The 17805-nt window shown below is 29.7% G+C and carries 18 protein-coding genes; all 18 read left to right on the forward strand.

Features of this window, described 5'->3' with window-relative positions:
* Positions 1-60 precede the first annotated feature (60 nt).
* Positions 61-1011, forward strand: a complete 951-nt coding sequence (locus NPA09_RS00365) for a phosphate acetyltransferase (protein WP_129722508.1) — start codon at positions 61-63, stop codon at positions 1009-1011.
* Positions 1011-2201: an acetate/propionate family kinase gene (locus NPA09_RS00370; protein WP_129722504.1), complete on the forward strand. Its 1191-nt coding sequence runs from the start codon at positions 1011-1013 to the stop codon at positions 2199-2201. The genes NPA09_RS00365 and NPA09_RS00370 overlap by 1 nt, the downstream gene beginning before the upstream one ends.
* 260 nt (positions 2202-2461) lie before the next feature.
* Positions 2462-3712, forward strand: coding sequence for a GmrSD restriction endonuclease domain-containing protein (locus NPA09_RS00375; protein ID WP_165036245.1), 1251 nt, complete (start codon positions 2462-2464; stop codon positions 3710-3712).
* Positions 3713-3737: 25 nt separating this feature from the next.
* Positions 3738-4244, forward strand: coding sequence for a zinc ribbon domain-containing protein (locus tag NPA09_RS00380; protein ID WP_129722498.1), 507 nt, complete (start codon positions 3738-3740; stop codon positions 4242-4244).
* Positions 4245-4324: 80 nt separating this feature from the next.
* Positions 4325-4783 carry a 30S ribosomal protein S16 gene (gene rpsP, locus NPA09_RS00385; RefSeq protein ID WP_129722495.1) on the forward strand — a complete coding sequence of 153 codons (459 nt, stop codon included), beginning with the start codon at positions 4325-4327 and terminating at the stop codon, positions 4781-4783.
* On the forward strand, positions 4783-5457 hold the full coding sequence (gene trmD / locus NPA09_RS00390; RefSeq protein ID WP_129722492.1) for a tRNA (guanosine(37)-N1)-methyltransferase TrmD: 675 nt from the start codon (positions 4783-4785) through the stop codon (positions 5455-5457). Before rpsP ends, trmD begins: the two co-directional genes overlap by 1 nt.
* Positions 5447-5803 carry a 50S ribosomal protein L19 gene (gene rplS / locus NPA09_RS00395; RefSeq protein ID WP_129722489.1) on the forward strand — a complete coding sequence of 119 codons (357 nt, stop codon included), beginning with the start codon at positions 5447-5449 and terminating at the stop codon, positions 5801-5803. Before trmD ends, rplS begins: the two co-directional genes overlap by 11 nt.
* A 70-nt stretch (positions 5804-5873) precedes the next feature.
* Complete coding sequence (locus NPA09_RS00400; protein WP_129722486.1) at positions 5874-6758, forward strand: Dam family site-specific DNA-(adenine-N6)-methyltransferase; 885 nt, start codon at positions 5874-5876, stop codon at positions 6756-6758.
* Positions 6758-6919, forward strand: a complete 162-nt coding sequence (locus tag NPA09_RS00405) for a hypothetical protein (protein WP_256541831.1) — start codon at positions 6758-6760, stop codon at positions 6917-6919. The genes NPA09_RS00400 and NPA09_RS00405 overlap by 1 nt, the downstream gene beginning before the upstream one ends.
* Positions 6920-7178: 259 nt before the next feature.
* Entirely contained in the window at positions 7179-7649 is a 471-nt protein-coding gene (locus NPA09_RS00410; RefSeq protein ID WP_129722483.1) for a PTS sugar transporter subunit IIA, read from the forward strand.
* Entirely contained in the window at positions 7649-8320 is a 672-nt protein-coding gene (locus NPA09_RS00415) for a copper homeostasis protein CutC (protein WP_129722480.1), read from the forward strand. Before NPA09_RS00410 ends, NPA09_RS00415 begins: the two co-directional genes overlap by 1 nt.
* Before the next feature lie 2 nt (positions 8321-8322).
* Positions 8323-9474, forward strand: coding sequence for an amidohydrolase family protein (locus NPA09_RS00420; protein WP_187468885.1), 1152 nt, complete (start codon positions 8323-8325; stop codon positions 9472-9474).
* A gap of 265 nt (positions 9475-9739) precedes the next feature.
* Entirely contained in the window at positions 9740-11944 is a 2205-nt protein-coding gene (locus NPA09_RS00425) for a putative immunoglobulin-blocking virulence protein (RefSeq protein WP_187468884.1), read from the forward strand.
* 10 nt (positions 11945-11954) lie between these two features.
* A complete protein-coding gene (gene mip / locus NPA09_RS00430) occupies positions 11955-14441 on the forward strand; it encodes an Ig-specific serine endopeptidase MIP (protein WP_165036243.1) in 2487 nt (828 codons plus the stop codon).
* A gap of 53 nt (positions 14442-14494) precedes the next feature.
* On the forward strand, positions 14495-15955 hold the full coding sequence (locus NPA09_RS00435; RefSeq protein ID WP_129722471.1) for an MSC_0624 family F1-like ATPase-associated membrane protein: 1461 nt from the start codon (positions 14495-14497) through the stop codon (positions 15953-15955).
* On the forward strand, positions 15939-16433 hold the full coding sequence (locus NPA09_RS00440) for a DUF2714 domain-containing protein (protein WP_165036241.1): 495 nt from the start codon (positions 15939-15941) through the stop codon (positions 16431-16433). The genes NPA09_RS00435 and NPA09_RS00440 overlap by 17 nt, the downstream gene beginning before the upstream one ends.
* Positions 16433-17350 (forward strand): MSC_0622 family F1-like ATPase gamma subunit, encoded by a 918-nt coding sequence (locus NPA09_RS00445; RefSeq protein ID WP_129722465.1) that lies wholly within the window; start codon positions 16433-16435, stop codon positions 17348-17350. Before NPA09_RS00440 ends, NPA09_RS00445 begins: the two co-directional genes overlap by 1 nt.
* Positions 17350-17805: an MSC_0621 family F1-like ATPase epsilon subunit gene (locus tag NPA09_RS00450; protein ID WP_129722463.1), complete on the forward strand. Its 456-nt coding sequence runs from the start codon at positions 17350-17352 to the stop codon at positions 17803-17805. Before NPA09_RS00445 ends, NPA09_RS00450 begins: the two co-directional genes overlap by 1 nt.

The raw sequence follows: 17805 nt of genomic DNA on the forward strand, positions 1-17805 counted from the left end.
ATCGGCCGTTTTTATTTACGGTTTATGTATATAATTTCATATATTGAAAAAGGAGAAAAAATGAATTTTGTTAAATACTTGGAAACCCAGGTAAAAAAACTTAATACCAAAACCATTGTTTTAATTGATGGCCAAGATCAAAGAACCAAAGAAGCGGCCGAAATTCTTAAGAAATATAAAAACATTAAAACAATTTTACTTACTGATAAACCAATTAAAAGTAGCGAATTAACCTACTTAAACATTAATGATGATCCTGCAAAAATTGCTAAATATGTGGAAGATTATGTAGTAATTCGCAAAGGTAAGGAAACCAAAGAACAAGCTCAAGTTAATCTTCAACAATTGCCTTACTATGCAATGATGATGTTGCATAATGATGAAGTTGATGCTGTTGTTGGTGGTTTAAATTACTCAACTGCTGATATTTTGCGCGCCGCTTTTAAAGCGATTGGTCCTAAAGCCGGTGTTAAAACAATTTCAAGTTTAATGATTATGCATAAAGGTAGTGAAAATTACATTTTTGGTGACATCTCTATCAATATTAAACCTACTGAAGATCAACTTGTAGAGATTGCGCAAAACACCGCTAATTTTGCAAAAAGTTTAAATATCGAACCAAAAGTGGCATTTTTATCATTTTCTACTAATTTCTCAGCCAAAAGTGACGAGTCGATTTTAGTGCATAACGCAACTGAGAAATACAATTCATTAAATCAAGAAAACATTGCTATTGGTGATGTTCAATTTGATGCTGCGTTTGATACAAAAGTAAGAGCAGCAAAGTATAAATTACCTAGTTTTGAAGGAAGAGCAAATATTTTCATTTTTCCAACTTTAGATGCCGGAAATATTGGTTATAAAATAGCTCAACGTTTAGGTGGATTTGGTGCAATTGGACCAATTGTTACTGGAACCAAAAAAGTTGTTAATGACTTATCACGTGGCTCAAGTGTTGATGATGTTGTTAATACAGTTTTAATTAGCGCTCTCCAAACGGAGGCAAAGTAATGTCAAAAATTTTAGTTATAAATGCTGGAAGCAGCTCAATTAAACTTGCTTTATTTGAAAAGCAAGACTACAAATTGATTTCTAGTGGATTGGCGGAAAGAATCACTCTTCCGATGGGAAATATTTCTATTAAGTTTAATGGTGAAAAAATCGAAAAAGATGTTGTGATGCCAAATCACAAGGTTGCTGTTGAACATATATTACAAATGCTTTCGGAACATAAAATAATTAAAGATGCAAAAGAAATTGAATATATTGGTTTTAGAGTAGTGCAGGGCGGCCCATATTTTGATAAAGCATCAAAACTTGGTGAAAAAGAAATTAAACTTGTAGAAAAAGCTTCAATTTATGCGCCATTGCATAATCCTGGGGCAGTGCAAGCGATGTGGGCTTTTAAAGAAGTGATGCCAAAAGCCAAAATGTCTGTTAACTTTGATACGGCCTTTCACACAACAATAAACAAGGTAAATAACACATACCCAATTCCTAAAGAATTAAGTGAAAAATACGGTGTTAAAAAATATGGAGCACATGGTATAAGTCATCGTTATGTCACACTTACTTTGCAAAAGATTTTAAATAAAGATAAAGTAAATTTTGTAAATTTACATATAGGAAACGGCGCCAGTCTTTGCGCGATTAAGGATTCAAAATCATTTGATACTTCAATGGGATTGACACCGCTTGCAGGTATTATGATGGGCACAAGAAGTGGGGATATTGATCCTTCAATTCATGAATTTATTATGAATCAAAGCGGTATGAATATTCAAGAATTTACTAATGCTCTAAATAAAAAATCAGGACTTTTAGGAGTTAGTGGTATTTCAAGTGATATGCGTGATGTTCAATCAGCAGCAAAAAAAGGAGATAAAAATGCTTTATTTGCACTAGATTTATATGCGCAAAAAATTGCAGATTATACCGCAATTTATGCTAATAAAATTGGTGGTAATCCTGATGCTATTGTCTTTACTGCCGGAATCGGCGAAAATGTTGCTAGTGTACGTCAAAATGTAATAGATAGATTACATTTTAAAAATATTAAACTAGATCATGAAGTTAATACGAGTGGTGTTAAAGGGGGGTATACCCTTATCTCTACACCAGATTCTGAAGTTAAAGTTTATGTTATTCCAACGAATGAAGAGTTATTAATCGCAAAAGACGCAATTAAGTTGTATAGTTAAATCTTTAAAGAACACCATATTGGTGTTTTTTTAATTTTATCAAGTTTTTATTATCTGGTAAAAGCTTATTAATATAATGTATAATATAAAATAAGATGAATTTAAGTAAAAACTTATTCAGCGCTCAACACATATATATATATATATATATATAATAGTTCAGACATTACTAATAATGGTAATGGAATTTAATATGTAAATTTAAAGTAAGTATATTTTGTATATATTTACTTTTTATTTTACATAGAAAGGGTAATATGATGTCAGAAACTATAAAAGAAATTAAAAATAAACAAATTAATAGTTCGATTTCTGTAAAAGATATATTAACAATTATCAACGAGATGCGAAGAGGTGACATTTATATTCCAACTTATCAAAGAAGTTACATTTATAATAATAAAAAATCCTCTTGTTTAATTGAGTCGGTTTTACTAGGAATTCCATTGCCTGCCATTTATTTAATTTTTGATGAAAATTACAAAAAAGAAGTAATCGATGGACAACAAAGATTAAGGTCTTTAGAAAGATTTTTAAATAATGAATTTATGCTTACAGGACTGGAAGAATTAATAACATTAAATAAAAAATATTATAAAGACTTAGACGAAACTACACAACGACTTTTAGAAAGTTACAAACTAACGATATGCGAATTTGACCATAAAAGTAATGAGAAAAAATACGATATTTTTGAACGAATTAATAAAGGTGCAATTCCTTTAAATGGTCAAGAAATTAGAAATTGCATTTACCACGGTAAATTCAATGACGCACTTAAAAAGTGAGTCAAAGACAATAACAATGGTTTAAAGGAATTGTTTAGTAATCGTGATAATTTGAGGATGAAGTATGAACAAACATTGTTATGGATTTTCTCATTAAATAAAACAAATCACTGAGACTACAAAGGTAGTGTCCAAAAACATATAAATGGATACATGGAAAAAGTTTATAAATTGGAAGATGACATTGAAATTAAAAAATTATTAAAAACATTCAAATCAACTATGGATATTTTTAAAGAATATATTGGTTATCATGTTTTTTGTAAAAATAAACGGTTTTCAGAGACGCTTTTTGATGCTTTATTTTTGCCAATTTTTCAATATATTTACAACGAATCAAATGGTAGGCAAAAAATTCAAAATGTCATGTCGTTGATAAAAACGGCAATTTATAAAATAATAAATGATGCAAATTTTATCCAACATACCGAAGGAAGTTCGGGTAATGCAAGTAAAGTTTATAATCGAATTGAAATTTTTCATCATGAATTGATGAATTGTTTGGTAAGTGCTAGCAAGAGAGAGTTTAATTATTCATTACAGGAAAAAAACGAATTAGCAAGAAAAAATAATAATATTTGCAGCGTGTGCGGCGAAGAAATAATTTCAATTGAAGAAGCGCAAATCGATCATATTACACCATATACGAAAGGTGGAAAAACAAATTTGGAAAATGCTCAAATTTTGCATAAGTATTGCAATTTAAAGAAATCTAACAAATAAGAAGAAAAATGATAATAGGAGAATCATGTTTAGTTTAAATAAGAAGAATATTTGTAAAAAATGTAAAGTTGAAAACGAAAAAGACGCTAAATTTTGTAAAAATTGCGGCTTGAATTTTAAAGAAGCAGTCATTATATGCGTAAAATGCAAAGCAACAAATGATTTAAAAGCCAAACATTGTAGTCAATGTGGCACACAAATACAAATAAATCAAAAAACATCATGAACATCAGTTTTAGCAGCAGTTTTAATAATTTTAGGTATTTGAATTTCATTTGCAATGGTTTACGGTTTCAAACTTATGCTTGATAAAAACAATTTAGCATTAGGGTTACCTCTTTTTGCATTGCCGATGATTTATTTAGTATGATCTTTAGTTTTTCTTGTCAAGTTTTTATTATCACTCAAACGCAGCAATTTATATCCAAGTAAAGCATGAGTTATCACATTTATTACAACAACAGTTTTAATTCTCGTAATTACCATTATATTGTTTGCTTTGTCGACAATAAATAATGACGTATTTATTTAATAAATATTAAGTGTAAAGTTTTTTTGCTTTACACTTTTTATTTATGGTATTATTAAAAAGTATAAAAATAAAGGAGACAAATGGTTAAATTAAGATTAACTCGTGGTGGTAAGCGTTTTAGCGCGTTCTACAGACTTGTAGCCGTAGACGCTCGTCAAGCCCGTGATGGTCAATTTATCGAGAATCTTGGAACATATGATCCCCATAAAAAAGATTTATTTGTTAAAGAAGATCGAATTGTTGACTGATTAGCAAAAGGTGCTCAACCAACACAAACATTTAAAAATTTACTTAAAAGTAAAAAACTTTGAGAAAAATTACAAGCAACCAAAAATACTAAACCTAAAGCTGAGAAAGCTGAACAACCTGCTAAAGTAGCAAAAGCAAAACCTAAAGCTGAAAAAGCAGCTAAACCAGCTACTAAAGCAAGCGCAAAACCTAAAACTGAAAAAGCTGCTAAGCCAGCAGCAAAAAAGACAACTTCAACAACAGCTAAAAAACCAGCAGTTAAAAAAGCTGAAAAACCTGCTAAAAAATAATGAAAATCAATTTTTTAACACTTTTTCCCAAATACTATGATGCTTTTATTAATGAGTCAATTATTAGTAAAGCGGTTGAAAAAAGGTTAATTGAATTTAATGTTGTTGATTGAAGACAATTTTCTAATAACAAACAAAATAGTGTGGATGATACTGTTTATGGCGGCGGTGCCGGAATGTTGTTAATGGTCGAACCCATTGACAAGGCGTTAGCCACTGTTAAAGGACATAAAATTTTAATTTCACCACAAGGCAAACCTTACACGCAAAAAGATGCTCATCGTCTTGCTAATTTAAAAGAAATTACTTTTATTGCTGGTAGATATGAGGGGTTTGATGAACGTGTAAACGAACTTGTTGACGAAGTGATATCGATTGGTGATTATATTTTAACTAATGGTGATATCGCAGCAGTTGTTTTGGCAGATAGCATCATTCGCTTAGTTCCTAATGTCATTCGAGATGATTCGCATAAAAATGATTCATTTGAAAACGAAGGGTATTTAGATTATCCACAGTATACAAAACCACGCGAATATAAGGGAATGAAAGTTCCTGAAGTATTGTTGAATGGTAATCATAAAGAAATTGAAAATTGAAGAAGACAACAACAGATTGAAAAAACCAAAAAGATTCGTCCAGATATCTTTGAAAGGATCAAAAATGAGAAATAAATTATTAGAAGCAGTTGAAGTAAGTCAGTTAAGAAATGATCTCCCAGATTTTACTACGGGTGACAATGTTAAAGTTCACATGCGGATTAAAGAAGGGGAAAAAGAAAGAATCCAAATTTTTGAAGGTTTAGTAATTAATAAAAAAGAATCAGGAACACGTGAACATTTTACTGTTCGTAAAATTTCTGAAGGCGGCGTTGGTGTAGAAAGAACTTTTCCGCTTCACTCACCATTAATTTCAAAGATTGAAATTACCAGAAAGAATAAAGTACGTCGTAAAAGATTATGATTTATGCGTGACCGTGCTGGTAAAAAAGCTCGTCTTAAAGAAATTAGAAGAAAATAAAAAGCGCAAACCGCGCTTTTTTATTTATTAATGTTGTCTATAAAACTAGACAAAAGTTCATAATTAGTTTATGAATGAACAAAAAATTTTAATTGATCTTGGTAACGATATAAGAAATTTACGGAAAGAAGCAGGAATTTCCCAAGAAGGCTTAGCTAAAAAGGCGGGTATTGAACGCACACAATTAACGAGTATTGAAAACGGACAGATTATGGGTGTGCAGTTTTTAACGATTCAAAAAATATATAACAGTTTAGGACTTAAACTAAAAGGTGTACTCGATAAGCTGCTTGTTCTACACCCCTTTGTTAAATGAGATGGTGGTAAGACACAGCTGCTAAACGAGATTGTTAAGCGATTACCTAAGAAATATGATACATACTTTGAACCATTTGTAGGAGGTGGTGCATTACTTTTTAAATTACAGCCAGAAAAGTTTGTAATTAATGATATTAATAAAGAATTAATGGTGACATTCGAGTGTTTTAAGAATAAAAAAACATTGAATAATTTAATTAATACATTGAAAGAACATGAGAAAAATCATAGCGAAGATTATTTTCTGCAAATAAGAAAAATGGATCAAGAATCTGATTTTCTTAATTTACCTAAACATATAATAGCGGCTCGTTTTATTTATTTAAATAAATCGTGTTTTAATGGAATGTATCGTGTAAACTCAAAAGGTTTTTTCAATGTTCCGAGCGGTAAGAAGAAAAAGGTTAATGCCTTTGAGCATCAAAATTTCGCAAATTTAGCAACGTATTTTAACACTTCGAAAGGTATTATTTGTTGCAAAAACTATGAAGAAAGTCTAGAAACCGTAAAACAAGGAGATTTTGTTTACTTCGATCCACCATACGATATATTAAAAAATAAAAATTCTTTTGGTAAAGAAGGACAAATACAATTAGCTAAAGTATTTAAAGAAATGGATAAAAAAGTGTTTATGTAATGTTAAGTAATCATAACACGCCGTTAATTCGTGAACTTTATAAAGAATTTAACATAGATATTGTTTATGGTAAATGAATGATTAATAGTAAAAGGGATGGCCGCGGTGCTATTGAAGAAGTTATAGTTACTAATTACGATTACAAAAATGGAAATGCATAATAGTGAATAATAGTGTTTTGAAGAATGGGTGCCTGCTCTTAAAAAATCACATTTTGATATTAAAAGTAGGAAACAATATACGTGTGTTATAAATTTGTTTGGTTTACTGATGGTGTTGGTTGAACCCCTTCAATATTTCAAGAACAAATTTATACGATATAAGATTTTGAGAACGGAGCCCTTAAAACCTTATAAAATAGATTAAAGGTTTTTTAATTTATATTTATAAGAATATAATATTTAAGAAAAAGGAGAAAATATGTGATTTATTAAGCAAAATTTATCAGTTATGTCACCTTGTGAAGGTGAAGTACAAGAATTAAAGGTGTTAGACGACGGAGTTTTTAGCGAAAAACTTTTAGGTGATGGTGTTGCAGTAAAACCAAAAGGTGATGTGGTTAATATTTACGCACCTTGTGATGGTAATTTAGAAACTGTTTTTGAAACAGCTCATGCATATGGGATTGCGACTAAAAACACTAAAATTTTAATTCATATTGGAATTGACACAGTTAATTTAAAAGGTAAAGGATTAAAGAGTTTTGTTAAACAAGGAGATAGTGTTAAACAAGGAGATCTTTTAGCAAGCGTAGATATCAAAGCAATTTCTACTTTAGTTCCAAGTACCGATGTTATTGTTCTTGTTTTACCTGAATCAAATAAGAAAACAATTATTGATTTAAAATTAGGTCAAGCAAAAACTGGCGACTTAATGTTTAAGGTTAAATAATGGCTGTTTTAGAAATCATTTCTAAAGACTTAAAAGACATTAAAATCTTAAGTCAATTTAATTCAATTAGAACCGAGTTTTGTAGCAGTATGGAACACGGTGGTTATACACCAAGTTTAAGTGATATTGAAGAACTAAAAAAATATAGTATTGATGTTGCCTTAATGGTGCGTTTTAGTGAACCCTTTGAAAACGAATATTCAACAGAAATCGTTGAAAAAACATTGAAAATCATTCAAAAAGTGCAAAATAATAATAGCATTTCTAGATATGTTTGTGGGTATTTAAAAAACAATCAAATTGATAAAAAATTAATTCAAGATTTAAGTAAATTTAAAAAGTTAAAATTTACTTTTCATCGCGCTTTTGAACAAATTATGGACAAAGAAAAAGCACTTGAAATATTAAGTAAATCCAACTTTGATACTGTACTCACTTCTTTTGATTTTTATAACAAAGAAGAATTAGAAAAATATAAGAAATGAAGTAAAAAATATGGCATCTCATTTTTACTTGGTGGCGGAGTTAAAGTAGACGATATTCCCTACTTATTAAAGCAAGGTTTTGATCATATTCACTTAGGCCGAGCAGTTAGAATTAATAATTCTTGAGACGAGGCTATTGATGAAAATAAATTAAGAGAAGTAATTAAGATTATGGGATTGGAGTAATTATGATTTACAAAAATGTGTTAATTGCTACGCACAAAGAAGAATATTTAGGTTATGTAGAAGTAGATGATAAAAGCGGGAAAATCTTATCTATTAAAAAAGGCAAAACAGCAAAAGAAGGTATTGATTGTAGTAACAAAATTCTTATGCCGGCTTTTATTGATACACACACTCATGGTGGATATGGGTTAGATTTTACTTGTGTAGATGACGAAGATTTTGAAAAAAAATGATCAGTTTATGAGAAAGAGCTTGTGAAGGAAGGTGTGGCAGGTGTTTTTGGAGCCAGTGTTACAGTTTCGTTTGATAAACTTAAAATACTAACAAATGTTTATGAACAAATAATCAATAAGTATCCTGATACATTGCTTGGTTGATATATGGAGGGACCTTTTATTTCAATTGCAAAAAAGGGGGCACACGATCCATTATTAATCAAGCCCGCAACTGATGAAATTTTAAATTGAATTAAAGAACATTATTCACATCATTTATCAATTGTTATTGCGCCCGAAGAAAATGATTCAGAGTTATTAAAGAAATACCAAAATGTTTTTGAGTTTAGTGTTGGTCACTCTAATGCATATAACTTATCAAGTGACGGTACTATTAATCTATTTTCTCGTGTTACACACTTATACAATGCTTGTTCAGGATTCAATCATCGTGATGACTCGATAGTAAACACGATTTTAACACATAAACCATTACCAAATGATTTTAGTGTTGAAATCATTGCTGATGGAATGCACACAAGCAATAAAGTTTTAGAACATACTTGAAAAAATATTGATTTAAACAACCTTACCATTGTTTCTGATTCATTACCACAAAAAGGGTTGCCAAATGGATATTATATTTTGGGTAGCCTAGAAAACGAAAAACGCGGAGATCTTTTTTACTTAAAAGGAACCAATACCATTTCTGGTAGCGGTAAGCCATATAATCGAATTGTTGATAATTTTAAACAAGCAACAAAAGCTACTTGAAGTCAAATCGTTCACTACACATCTTATAATGTTGCTAAAAAATATAATCTCTTAAATAAATATGGTTCATTACGAGTGAATGTTAAAGCAAATTTTATTGTGTTTGATGAACACGTAAACATCGAAACCTTTTATAAAAACGGAAAACTTGTGTACCAAAAATAAAATAAAAAACAATTTTTTAAATACTTCAACAAAAAATAAAGAAAAAATGTTGAAATAATACTTAAAAGTGTATATAAAAAACTCGCCAATTTGGTGAGTTTTTTTTAAAATAAATCTTAAGATACCGCTTTTATTGGGTGTTTTGCCTCTCTAAAACCATAATATATTAAATATATATTATAATAATTACGAAATTATAGTATACTTGTTTGCGAACTTGTTAATATGCGGTGTTATTAAAATTTAGGAAAGGGGAAAACTGCTGATGTTTTTTAAGAGAAGAAAAAATAAAATCTTACTTATATCAATTTTGTCAAGCGTTTCTGTATCGACAGTTTTAGGAAGTGTCGTTTTCTTTTCTAATTCTCATTCAGGTTTAGGACGAAGTTTTATTTCAAACAATGTCACTGATGCTAATTTAATTCCAAACGATAATTTAGATTTACCAAACACAACTAACTCAATTCGTGACAACAATATTAAGGTTATACCTGAACCTAAACCTATTACTCCTGAAGTTAAACCTGCTCCTCCAGTTGTAACACCAGCTCAGCCTACTCCTAAACCAACTCCCGATTCCCCTAAACCAGTTCCTCAACCTACGCCTGCTCCTACACCCACTCCTGGCCGTATTTGAACCAAAGTAATGATTAATGGTGTAGAGGTTGAAGCGGAGGTAACGCCACAACCTGATCGAATTGTTTCAGAGGCTGACAAGGCGCGAGGTATTGCTAATGTAAATCCATATATGAATCAGACTGTTGGTGAACTTCATAAAATTAAAGTTACTGAAGAGCTCAAAAAGAAAACAATTGATAACGCTTTAAATGACGGAAATAAAAAAGGGTTATTTAATGATTTTAGATTAGCGACAATTACTGATCAAATTGTTGACGATAATAATTTAGATGCTGCTGAAGAAATGACAAATTATACTGATAACTCAAAATTAAATTGACAAAAGATTTTAGACCGTTTTAAAAAACTTTTAGATTCACCTAATGTTGTGAAGTTCTTAAAACCTAAAGCACAAAGCGAATATCCTAACAAAAAATTTAAATCAGAAACACAAAGATATATTTGATTAATACATAATTTAGACCAAAGCAAATTTACCCAAATGTCAGAGGGTGCCGCAGCATATTTAGAAAAAGGATTAACAATCGATCCAAATAATGCTTATATTAATGAAAATGGTGAAATTGATGCTTGAGCATTTACTCCACCTAATGAATACAATAAAGTAACCAGTCGTTTGGAAAGAGATAATTCTGAACGAAGAGTTTTTGGATACAAATCACATGAAATAAGATCATCTGATGTAGTTTTAAAAGGGACATACCCAGGTTGAACAAAAAAAGATGTAACTAATAATCCTGAATATCAAAAATATAATGTTGGTAAAAATGACGGCATAACCATCAGTGAGTTAACAAGAAATGAGCCAAAAGATAACGAGCTCAATAAAGGAATTGTTATTGAGATCGATGCTGCAAATTCATCGGGTTATGCAAAAATGAAATCATTTATTGAGGCTCCTAAAAAAGATGGTGTAGCCGTTACTTCTTACCGCATTAAAAATATGGGTGCAAAAGATAGTGGTCAAAAATTTAAAGATATTTTAAGTGCCTTACCAAACGAATTGCCACAACTTGAGTTATTTTTCTCTGCTTCGGCAACGAATACATCAAGCCTGATAGCGCTAGAAAACAAACATATTAAAGAGTTGGCGCTATACACTTTGGGAAATTCGCTATTAGATACATGATCTTATAACCCATGAGCGTTAAAAAATGTTGAATGAATTAATACGATTGATTACAATGTGAGTTTTGAATATCCTAAAAATGTTCCAATTGCTACAAGAATTACCTTTAATACACTTGCATTTGATGCAAGCGATCATCCAAATGAAAACGACTTTGAAAGAATTAATAATGGTCTAAGAATGGTATATTACACAAGAAATAATGAGCCATTCTTCCAAGGTGGAATGGGTGGAGGTCTAAAACCAGATTCGGATGAAGGAAATAACAGTTATCCTACCGGGCTTGATTTTAGTCGGGTGCCTAATATTAAATCATTAAGAGGACTTGTGTTCCATGATATTGAAAAACCAAACAATAAACCTAGAAAAATTAAAAGATTAACATTATTTAATAATCAAGATTACTACGAAATTACTGCTAATGAATTAAGTAAAGCAGGATTTGAAAATCTAGCTCTAGGTGAAATGGAGAAACCAAAGATTTTCTTTAGTAACGGAGCTCAAACAACTAGAATCAGAATTAAAGGAACGAACACCCTTGATTCGGCGGCAATTGTGAACTTAGGTCGTTTCTTTGAATTTAATGAAATGTTAAAATCATCTAAAACAATTGAAGTGGATGAAAATGCTAATGAATTAGCAAATCAATTAAGAAGCATTGGTTACAATGTTGAAATTGCAAATGATATTGAATTTATATAAGAGGATTAATATGAAGAAAAAATTATTTAAGAGCTTTTTAATTTCGATTTTACCAATTTCTACTTGTGCAATAGTAGTAAGTTGTAAAGATAATGAAAATCAAAAGCCTGATGTAAAACCAGAGGTAATGACAGATAGTGATTTTGAAAGTCTAGTTAATACAAGCGCTAGTTTTGATGTTTTATTAAATCTTAACTTTTCAGGTTCGTTAGCACAAAAAGGTAAAAATCAAATTTTGCCAACTGAAATTCAAGAGAAAAAAGATGAGTTAATTGTTAAATTAAATCAAGAGTATGAAGGTAAGATTGAAGCACAAATTGTTAGTGTTATTTTGGAAACACCACAAGGCGGAGTTGAACCTTCGAATATCTCGGGTCAGCTTACTCTTAGTGTCTTATTTAAAAACAAGGCCACAAATAAAAATATTATTAAGGCATATAAAGTAGATGGTTTTGCTAAAAATAATGGCCAACGCCACGATGGTAAAATTCCAACAACACCAACTTCTGGATTAGAAGTTAATATTAAAGAGTATTTACTAGCAGATCAAGCAAAACGTTTTGAGTTGGATAATAAAAAATATATGGAAATTCTCAAAAAGCAATTTGCTGGCGAGACATCATTAAGTAAAATTAGACCTGACTTAAAAGCAACAGAATCTGAACAAAATATGTTCAATAATGTTGCAAAAGCGGTTGGTTTTGATAATTATTATGAAGCCGCATTAAAAGGTTTTACATTACCAGTTTATGAAAATGGTAAGGTTCAAGGACTAAGATTACAAGATGCCCCAGAAATAGGTAAAGGCCCTTCATGAATTGATTCTTATAAAAGAGATCCTTATAAAACAAATGGTTTAGCAAGAACACTGCCAAATGAAAAGTACCGTGATTTAGCTGAACAAACTTTCCAAATTCGAATTACAAATAAAAACGATTTCAAAAAAGAAATTGGGATCGCGAATGAAAACATTGCAATTATTACTAGTTGAAACGAAGCGCAATTACAAGAGTACAAAGAGTCGTTAGTTAAAGATTTAACCACACAACATAATTTCAAAATCGAAGATTTAAATCTTGCTATTGAACAAGCAAACTCACAAGTAAAAGATGCGCTAATTAAACAAAAAACTGATGAAGAAAAAGTATTTGAAGCGAAAAAAGCAAGCATTTTAAAAATGACCAAAGATGATTTTATTCAAATCGAAAATGACAACATTAAGCATTACCAAGAAAAGATTAAAGAAAATAATAATTTCCTTTCGACTTCGGGGACAATGTGAATTATGGATTATCAAATAGATTCCAATGGTGCGGTTAAATGATATTTTGGTACCAACGCTCACGTTGCCAAATTCCTTACTGATCAGACAACAAGTTTTTCGCTACTAAGAATAAATGAAAATGTGGGGATTGGAACTACTCTTAAACTTTCAGAGCTTGATGAAAACTTTACAAGATTTACTTTTAATAATAACAAAGGTTTAATTACTAAAGTATTTGATGGTACTGATTTTATGAACACAACTCCTAGTCAATATTTGGCAGGTGATCAAAAAACTAAATTCAAAGATGTCGAAGAATTTGTTGATTTTGCTGTTATTGAAATTGATTTTTCAAAAACCACAACTAGTCAAGTAGATATTCATTCAGCTGGCAAAAGTCTTAAATCACAATACCAAGCAAGTTCAATGGTTGATTTGGTTAAATTTATTACCAATAATTACGAAACAAAAACAGATAAACATATTAAATTTAAAAAAGAATCATATTTAAAAAATTATGATCAAATCGATCGTCCACTAGCTATTGCAACAGATGCTGACAAACAAAAAATACAACAAGTTGATAACTTATTTATTCTTGGTTACCCTTCAAGTGAGGGCGATTATTTTCTTGAAAAATATATTGATGATGACCAAATTAAAGCGGCAAAACAAAACTTTTCATTATGAATTAATTCGGATTATCGTTACTATAAAAAACTAACAACCCAAGAGGGAGCGCCTGCATCGTTTAGCAAGGAAGAATTAGCAAGAGGAAACTTTTTATCTTATGAAATAGGTTATCGTTCATTTATTAATAAACCAGGTGTGACCGACGGCTTTTTAGCAGCGCATCGTTTTGGCAATGATTTATATGAACAAGATGGCAAGTTCTACTTAAATTTTGCACTTGAATACTTACCTAGATTTTACGCCCCATATGGTGGTGCTTCAGGTTCGAGCGTTCGAACTCAAAATAATGAAGTTGTAGGTGTTGTTCATGTTTCAAACAATTCAGCTAAAACCGGTTTAGTTGCCGCCTTAAGATCAGAAGGATATGATTACAACGGGTTGTTTGGTGATTACAATCTACCACAATATGATTTAATTTATGGTGGTGGAAAAGAACAAAAAAATTCTTACAGACAAGAGATGAAAAAGCGCTATGGCGGAATCAAAACAGCACTTTTCCCTAACGGGTTTGATGAAATTCCAGAAGGGTTTGAATTTTAATAACATTAATAGGCAAAAGTTATTTTTGCCTTTTTGTTTTATAAGGAAAAAAGATGAATTTAAGTGCTACTAAATTATCGAATCAAACGATCTTTGATGACAATCAAAAATTGCTTGCCGCCAAAAGAAATAATCTGATTGTTTTTATTTATAAGGCTGTAATTATCGCGTTCTTTTTAATATCATTTTCGGTTTTATTATTCACAAGTAAAAATAGCATTTTTGGCAAAAATTTGAACAAATCTCTTTATTTTTTCTTGGATTTTACGAAACTAGCAACTGAACAAATTAACTGAATTTTGCTCTTTCGTGCATCGTGTTTAGGCTTTGTATATTTTTACAGTATTTTCAAAGTTTATTTATACATTAATAAAAACAAAGAACACATTAAACTATATGCCATTTGACTGGGGTTATATCTAAGTTTATCACTAGCTACTTTTGTGATTTTTTTAACATATCAAAGCGACCAAGCAAATGAAATTATTAAACTTTTATTCTTGCTTGTACCTTTAGTTCTTATTGATATTTCACTAACATTATTTATGTTTTTTACAAGAAGAAAATTGCAACCAATTATTTACGGAAGTAAGTGGCCTTTAATTATTGATATTTGTGCCAGAGTTACTTTGACAGCCATAGTTTTTGCTTTCTTTTTTAAGTGAATTTATTCAGGTGGTGAGTATCATATTGTTCTTAGTTACAACGAGTTTTATAGCTGGCTACTAAAATTGTTTGGAACAAAAACTTTCGTCAACTTTATGATTATTATTTTTGGATTTATTGTTTTTGGTCTATTGTTGGTAGGACTTAAAATTTATGACATTTGAAGTATTGCCTACCGTCAATGAGACAGCGAAAATTTCAAAGATCGAATGCTTTTATATTTGGTTGGTTTAGTTAGCTGTTTTATTTGATTAATTTCTCTGTTTGCACTAAAGATCCCAAATGACAATATTTTTAATCCTAATTCGCCCTCAAATTATTTGTATTTATTATTTGGATTATTAAATATTATTGTTTTAGCATTGTATTTTGTTGTTACTAAACTCAATAAATTAAGAATTGATAGTAGCTTAATTAAGAATTTGTATTTAGCATTTTTTGAATGGTTAATCTGAACGTTGTTTTTGGTTGGTGTACTTTTAACACAAAATACAACAATTACAGTTGTTAACTTATTACTTACGATTGTTGCATCACTTTTAATCTTTTATTTTCACTTGAAAAGCATTAAAAGATTTGAATTCACATCTTTGATTTTTATCACTTTTAATATTTTATTAATCTTGGTTATGGCTGTTTTCTTTGGGTTTAATCAGATTTTACTATCGGAAGGAAATAAATCATTTTATGTGTTTGATTCGAAATTAAGTTTGATGAGTATTCTGGTATCAATCATTGTTATTTATCAAACACTGTTTATTGTCTATGCCTTATCTCGTATTTTTACAATATACATCAAGGCATCGTTTGTTAACAAAAGAAAGGTACAAAATGAAGAAAGCAAATAAAATTACAAAACAAGAATTTAACTTTTTTAATTTATATGAGGAAGCAATAGACTCTCAAAAATTTATTAGTTATGAAAAATTTATCGCCTCTGTTTTACTAGAAAGCAAGCTAGGTTTTAGTAGTAACGAATACTTAACGTTTGAAAAAACATTCAATGAAGCGATAAACAAAAAATTTGATTTATTATTTGAACATTTTGTTCTTCATTTTGATGTTAATTTAAGATTTAGCAGCGATGCACTTGTGCCAACCATCGTTAGCAATGAATCGGCAAGTGTCGAAGCAATTAATTTAAGAAGTAACGCGGATCAAAAAATAAACTTATTTTTACAAAATTATAACTCTTTATTATATGACTTAATTCGTGCCGGCAATTATGTTGAAATTTTACCTAAGATTGTAATTTATGTTTCGGAAAATACAAGAGCAATCAAGATTCTATTTGATAAAAGTTCAGTTTTATATAGGGGGCAATAATGGACTTTAGAAAACTTGAATCACGGCTAGAAAATCTTAGAAAAATTGAGACAAAGGTTAATAACGATAAAAACATTTTGCTGATTGATATTATGAAACAAAATAAGTTGCTAACTAATTTTGTTAATAATGCCCTTATTAGTCGTAATATGATTTTATCTTTGCAAAGCAAATATCAAATCAAGAGTCCGTTAATTGTTAAGGATAGTTTTTGAAATAAAATCCATTTTTTTAAAAAAATAAACAATTTACTTTTTAAAAAGCGAGAATTGTGAATTTATTTAACAGAAGATCAAAAATACGCAACCGATTCATATTCTCGATATGAAGATAATATTCTTAAAAATGCATCAAGAAAAAATGCTGATTTTATTGCAATTGGTGAGCGAGCAGTTAAATTTTGTCAGGCTCATCATTTTAACATTATCAAAAGTACTAGCAATAAAGAAAAAACCCCTGAACTTGCCTGAAAAATAATGCAAATTATTAAGATTTTATTTACTGAAAAAAACTATGATACTGTTCGGTTTGTAATTAATTCAAACAAAAATACTAATGGATATTTTGTGATTTTGCCAATTAATGAATTTAATATTAATCAGTTAGCAGAAAATCAAAAAGTATCGCAAGACTTTTCGATCGAAAAATTTAAAATTTATCCAAACATCGAAGAATTTTTAGACAATCATATTTCTGCCTTTATCGAAAATTCAATTTCTTCATTGTTGGTTGAATCTTCATTTTATAAAAGTAAGGTTGGTTTAATTTCGACTAACAAAATTATTAACGAGTTAAGTGAGGAGATTGCCAAGATAAATAAAAAAGTTATTAGAACAAAGCGTGAATTAGAAATTGAAGAAATTGTTTTATTAACTAAAAACAATGAACGTTTTTTAAAGAAAGGTGGTTATAAATAATGCAAAACACCAACTCTTTTAAAACAGTAATTAACTTTCTTTTAAGTAAAAAAGTTGAATTTCCAAATTCAGAAGTTTATGTAAATATCGGCGACGAAGATGACTGAATTCGTCTTACGAACGATTCTATTTTAAGTTATGAAATTGTATTGTTAAAAATTTACGATTTAAATGAAAAAACACAGAAATTTTTCTTTGGTAAAAATGTTAATGTGATTGTTGAAAATAATGAAATTAAAATTAATACTTTTTCGGACCATATAAGTTTTAAAGCAGTAAAAATAAAGAATTTATATTCAAATGAGATGAAAGAAATTAATAAAAAGATCAGTCAGCTTGAAGCGTTGCAACATTTAGGTATTGATTTAGATACGTATTTAGAACTTAAAAAACTAAAGCAGGAACAGTACATTTTAAAAATGAAGAATTTGTTCAAATTAAGAGAGGAGCGTTAA

Origin of the sequence: Mycoplasmopsis equigenitalium, from assembly GCF_024498255.1 — a bacterium.
Taxonomy (GTDB): domain Bacteria; phylum Bacillota_I; class Bacilli_A; order Mycoplasmatales; family Metamycoplasmataceae; genus Mycoplasma_H; species Mycoplasma_H equigenitalium.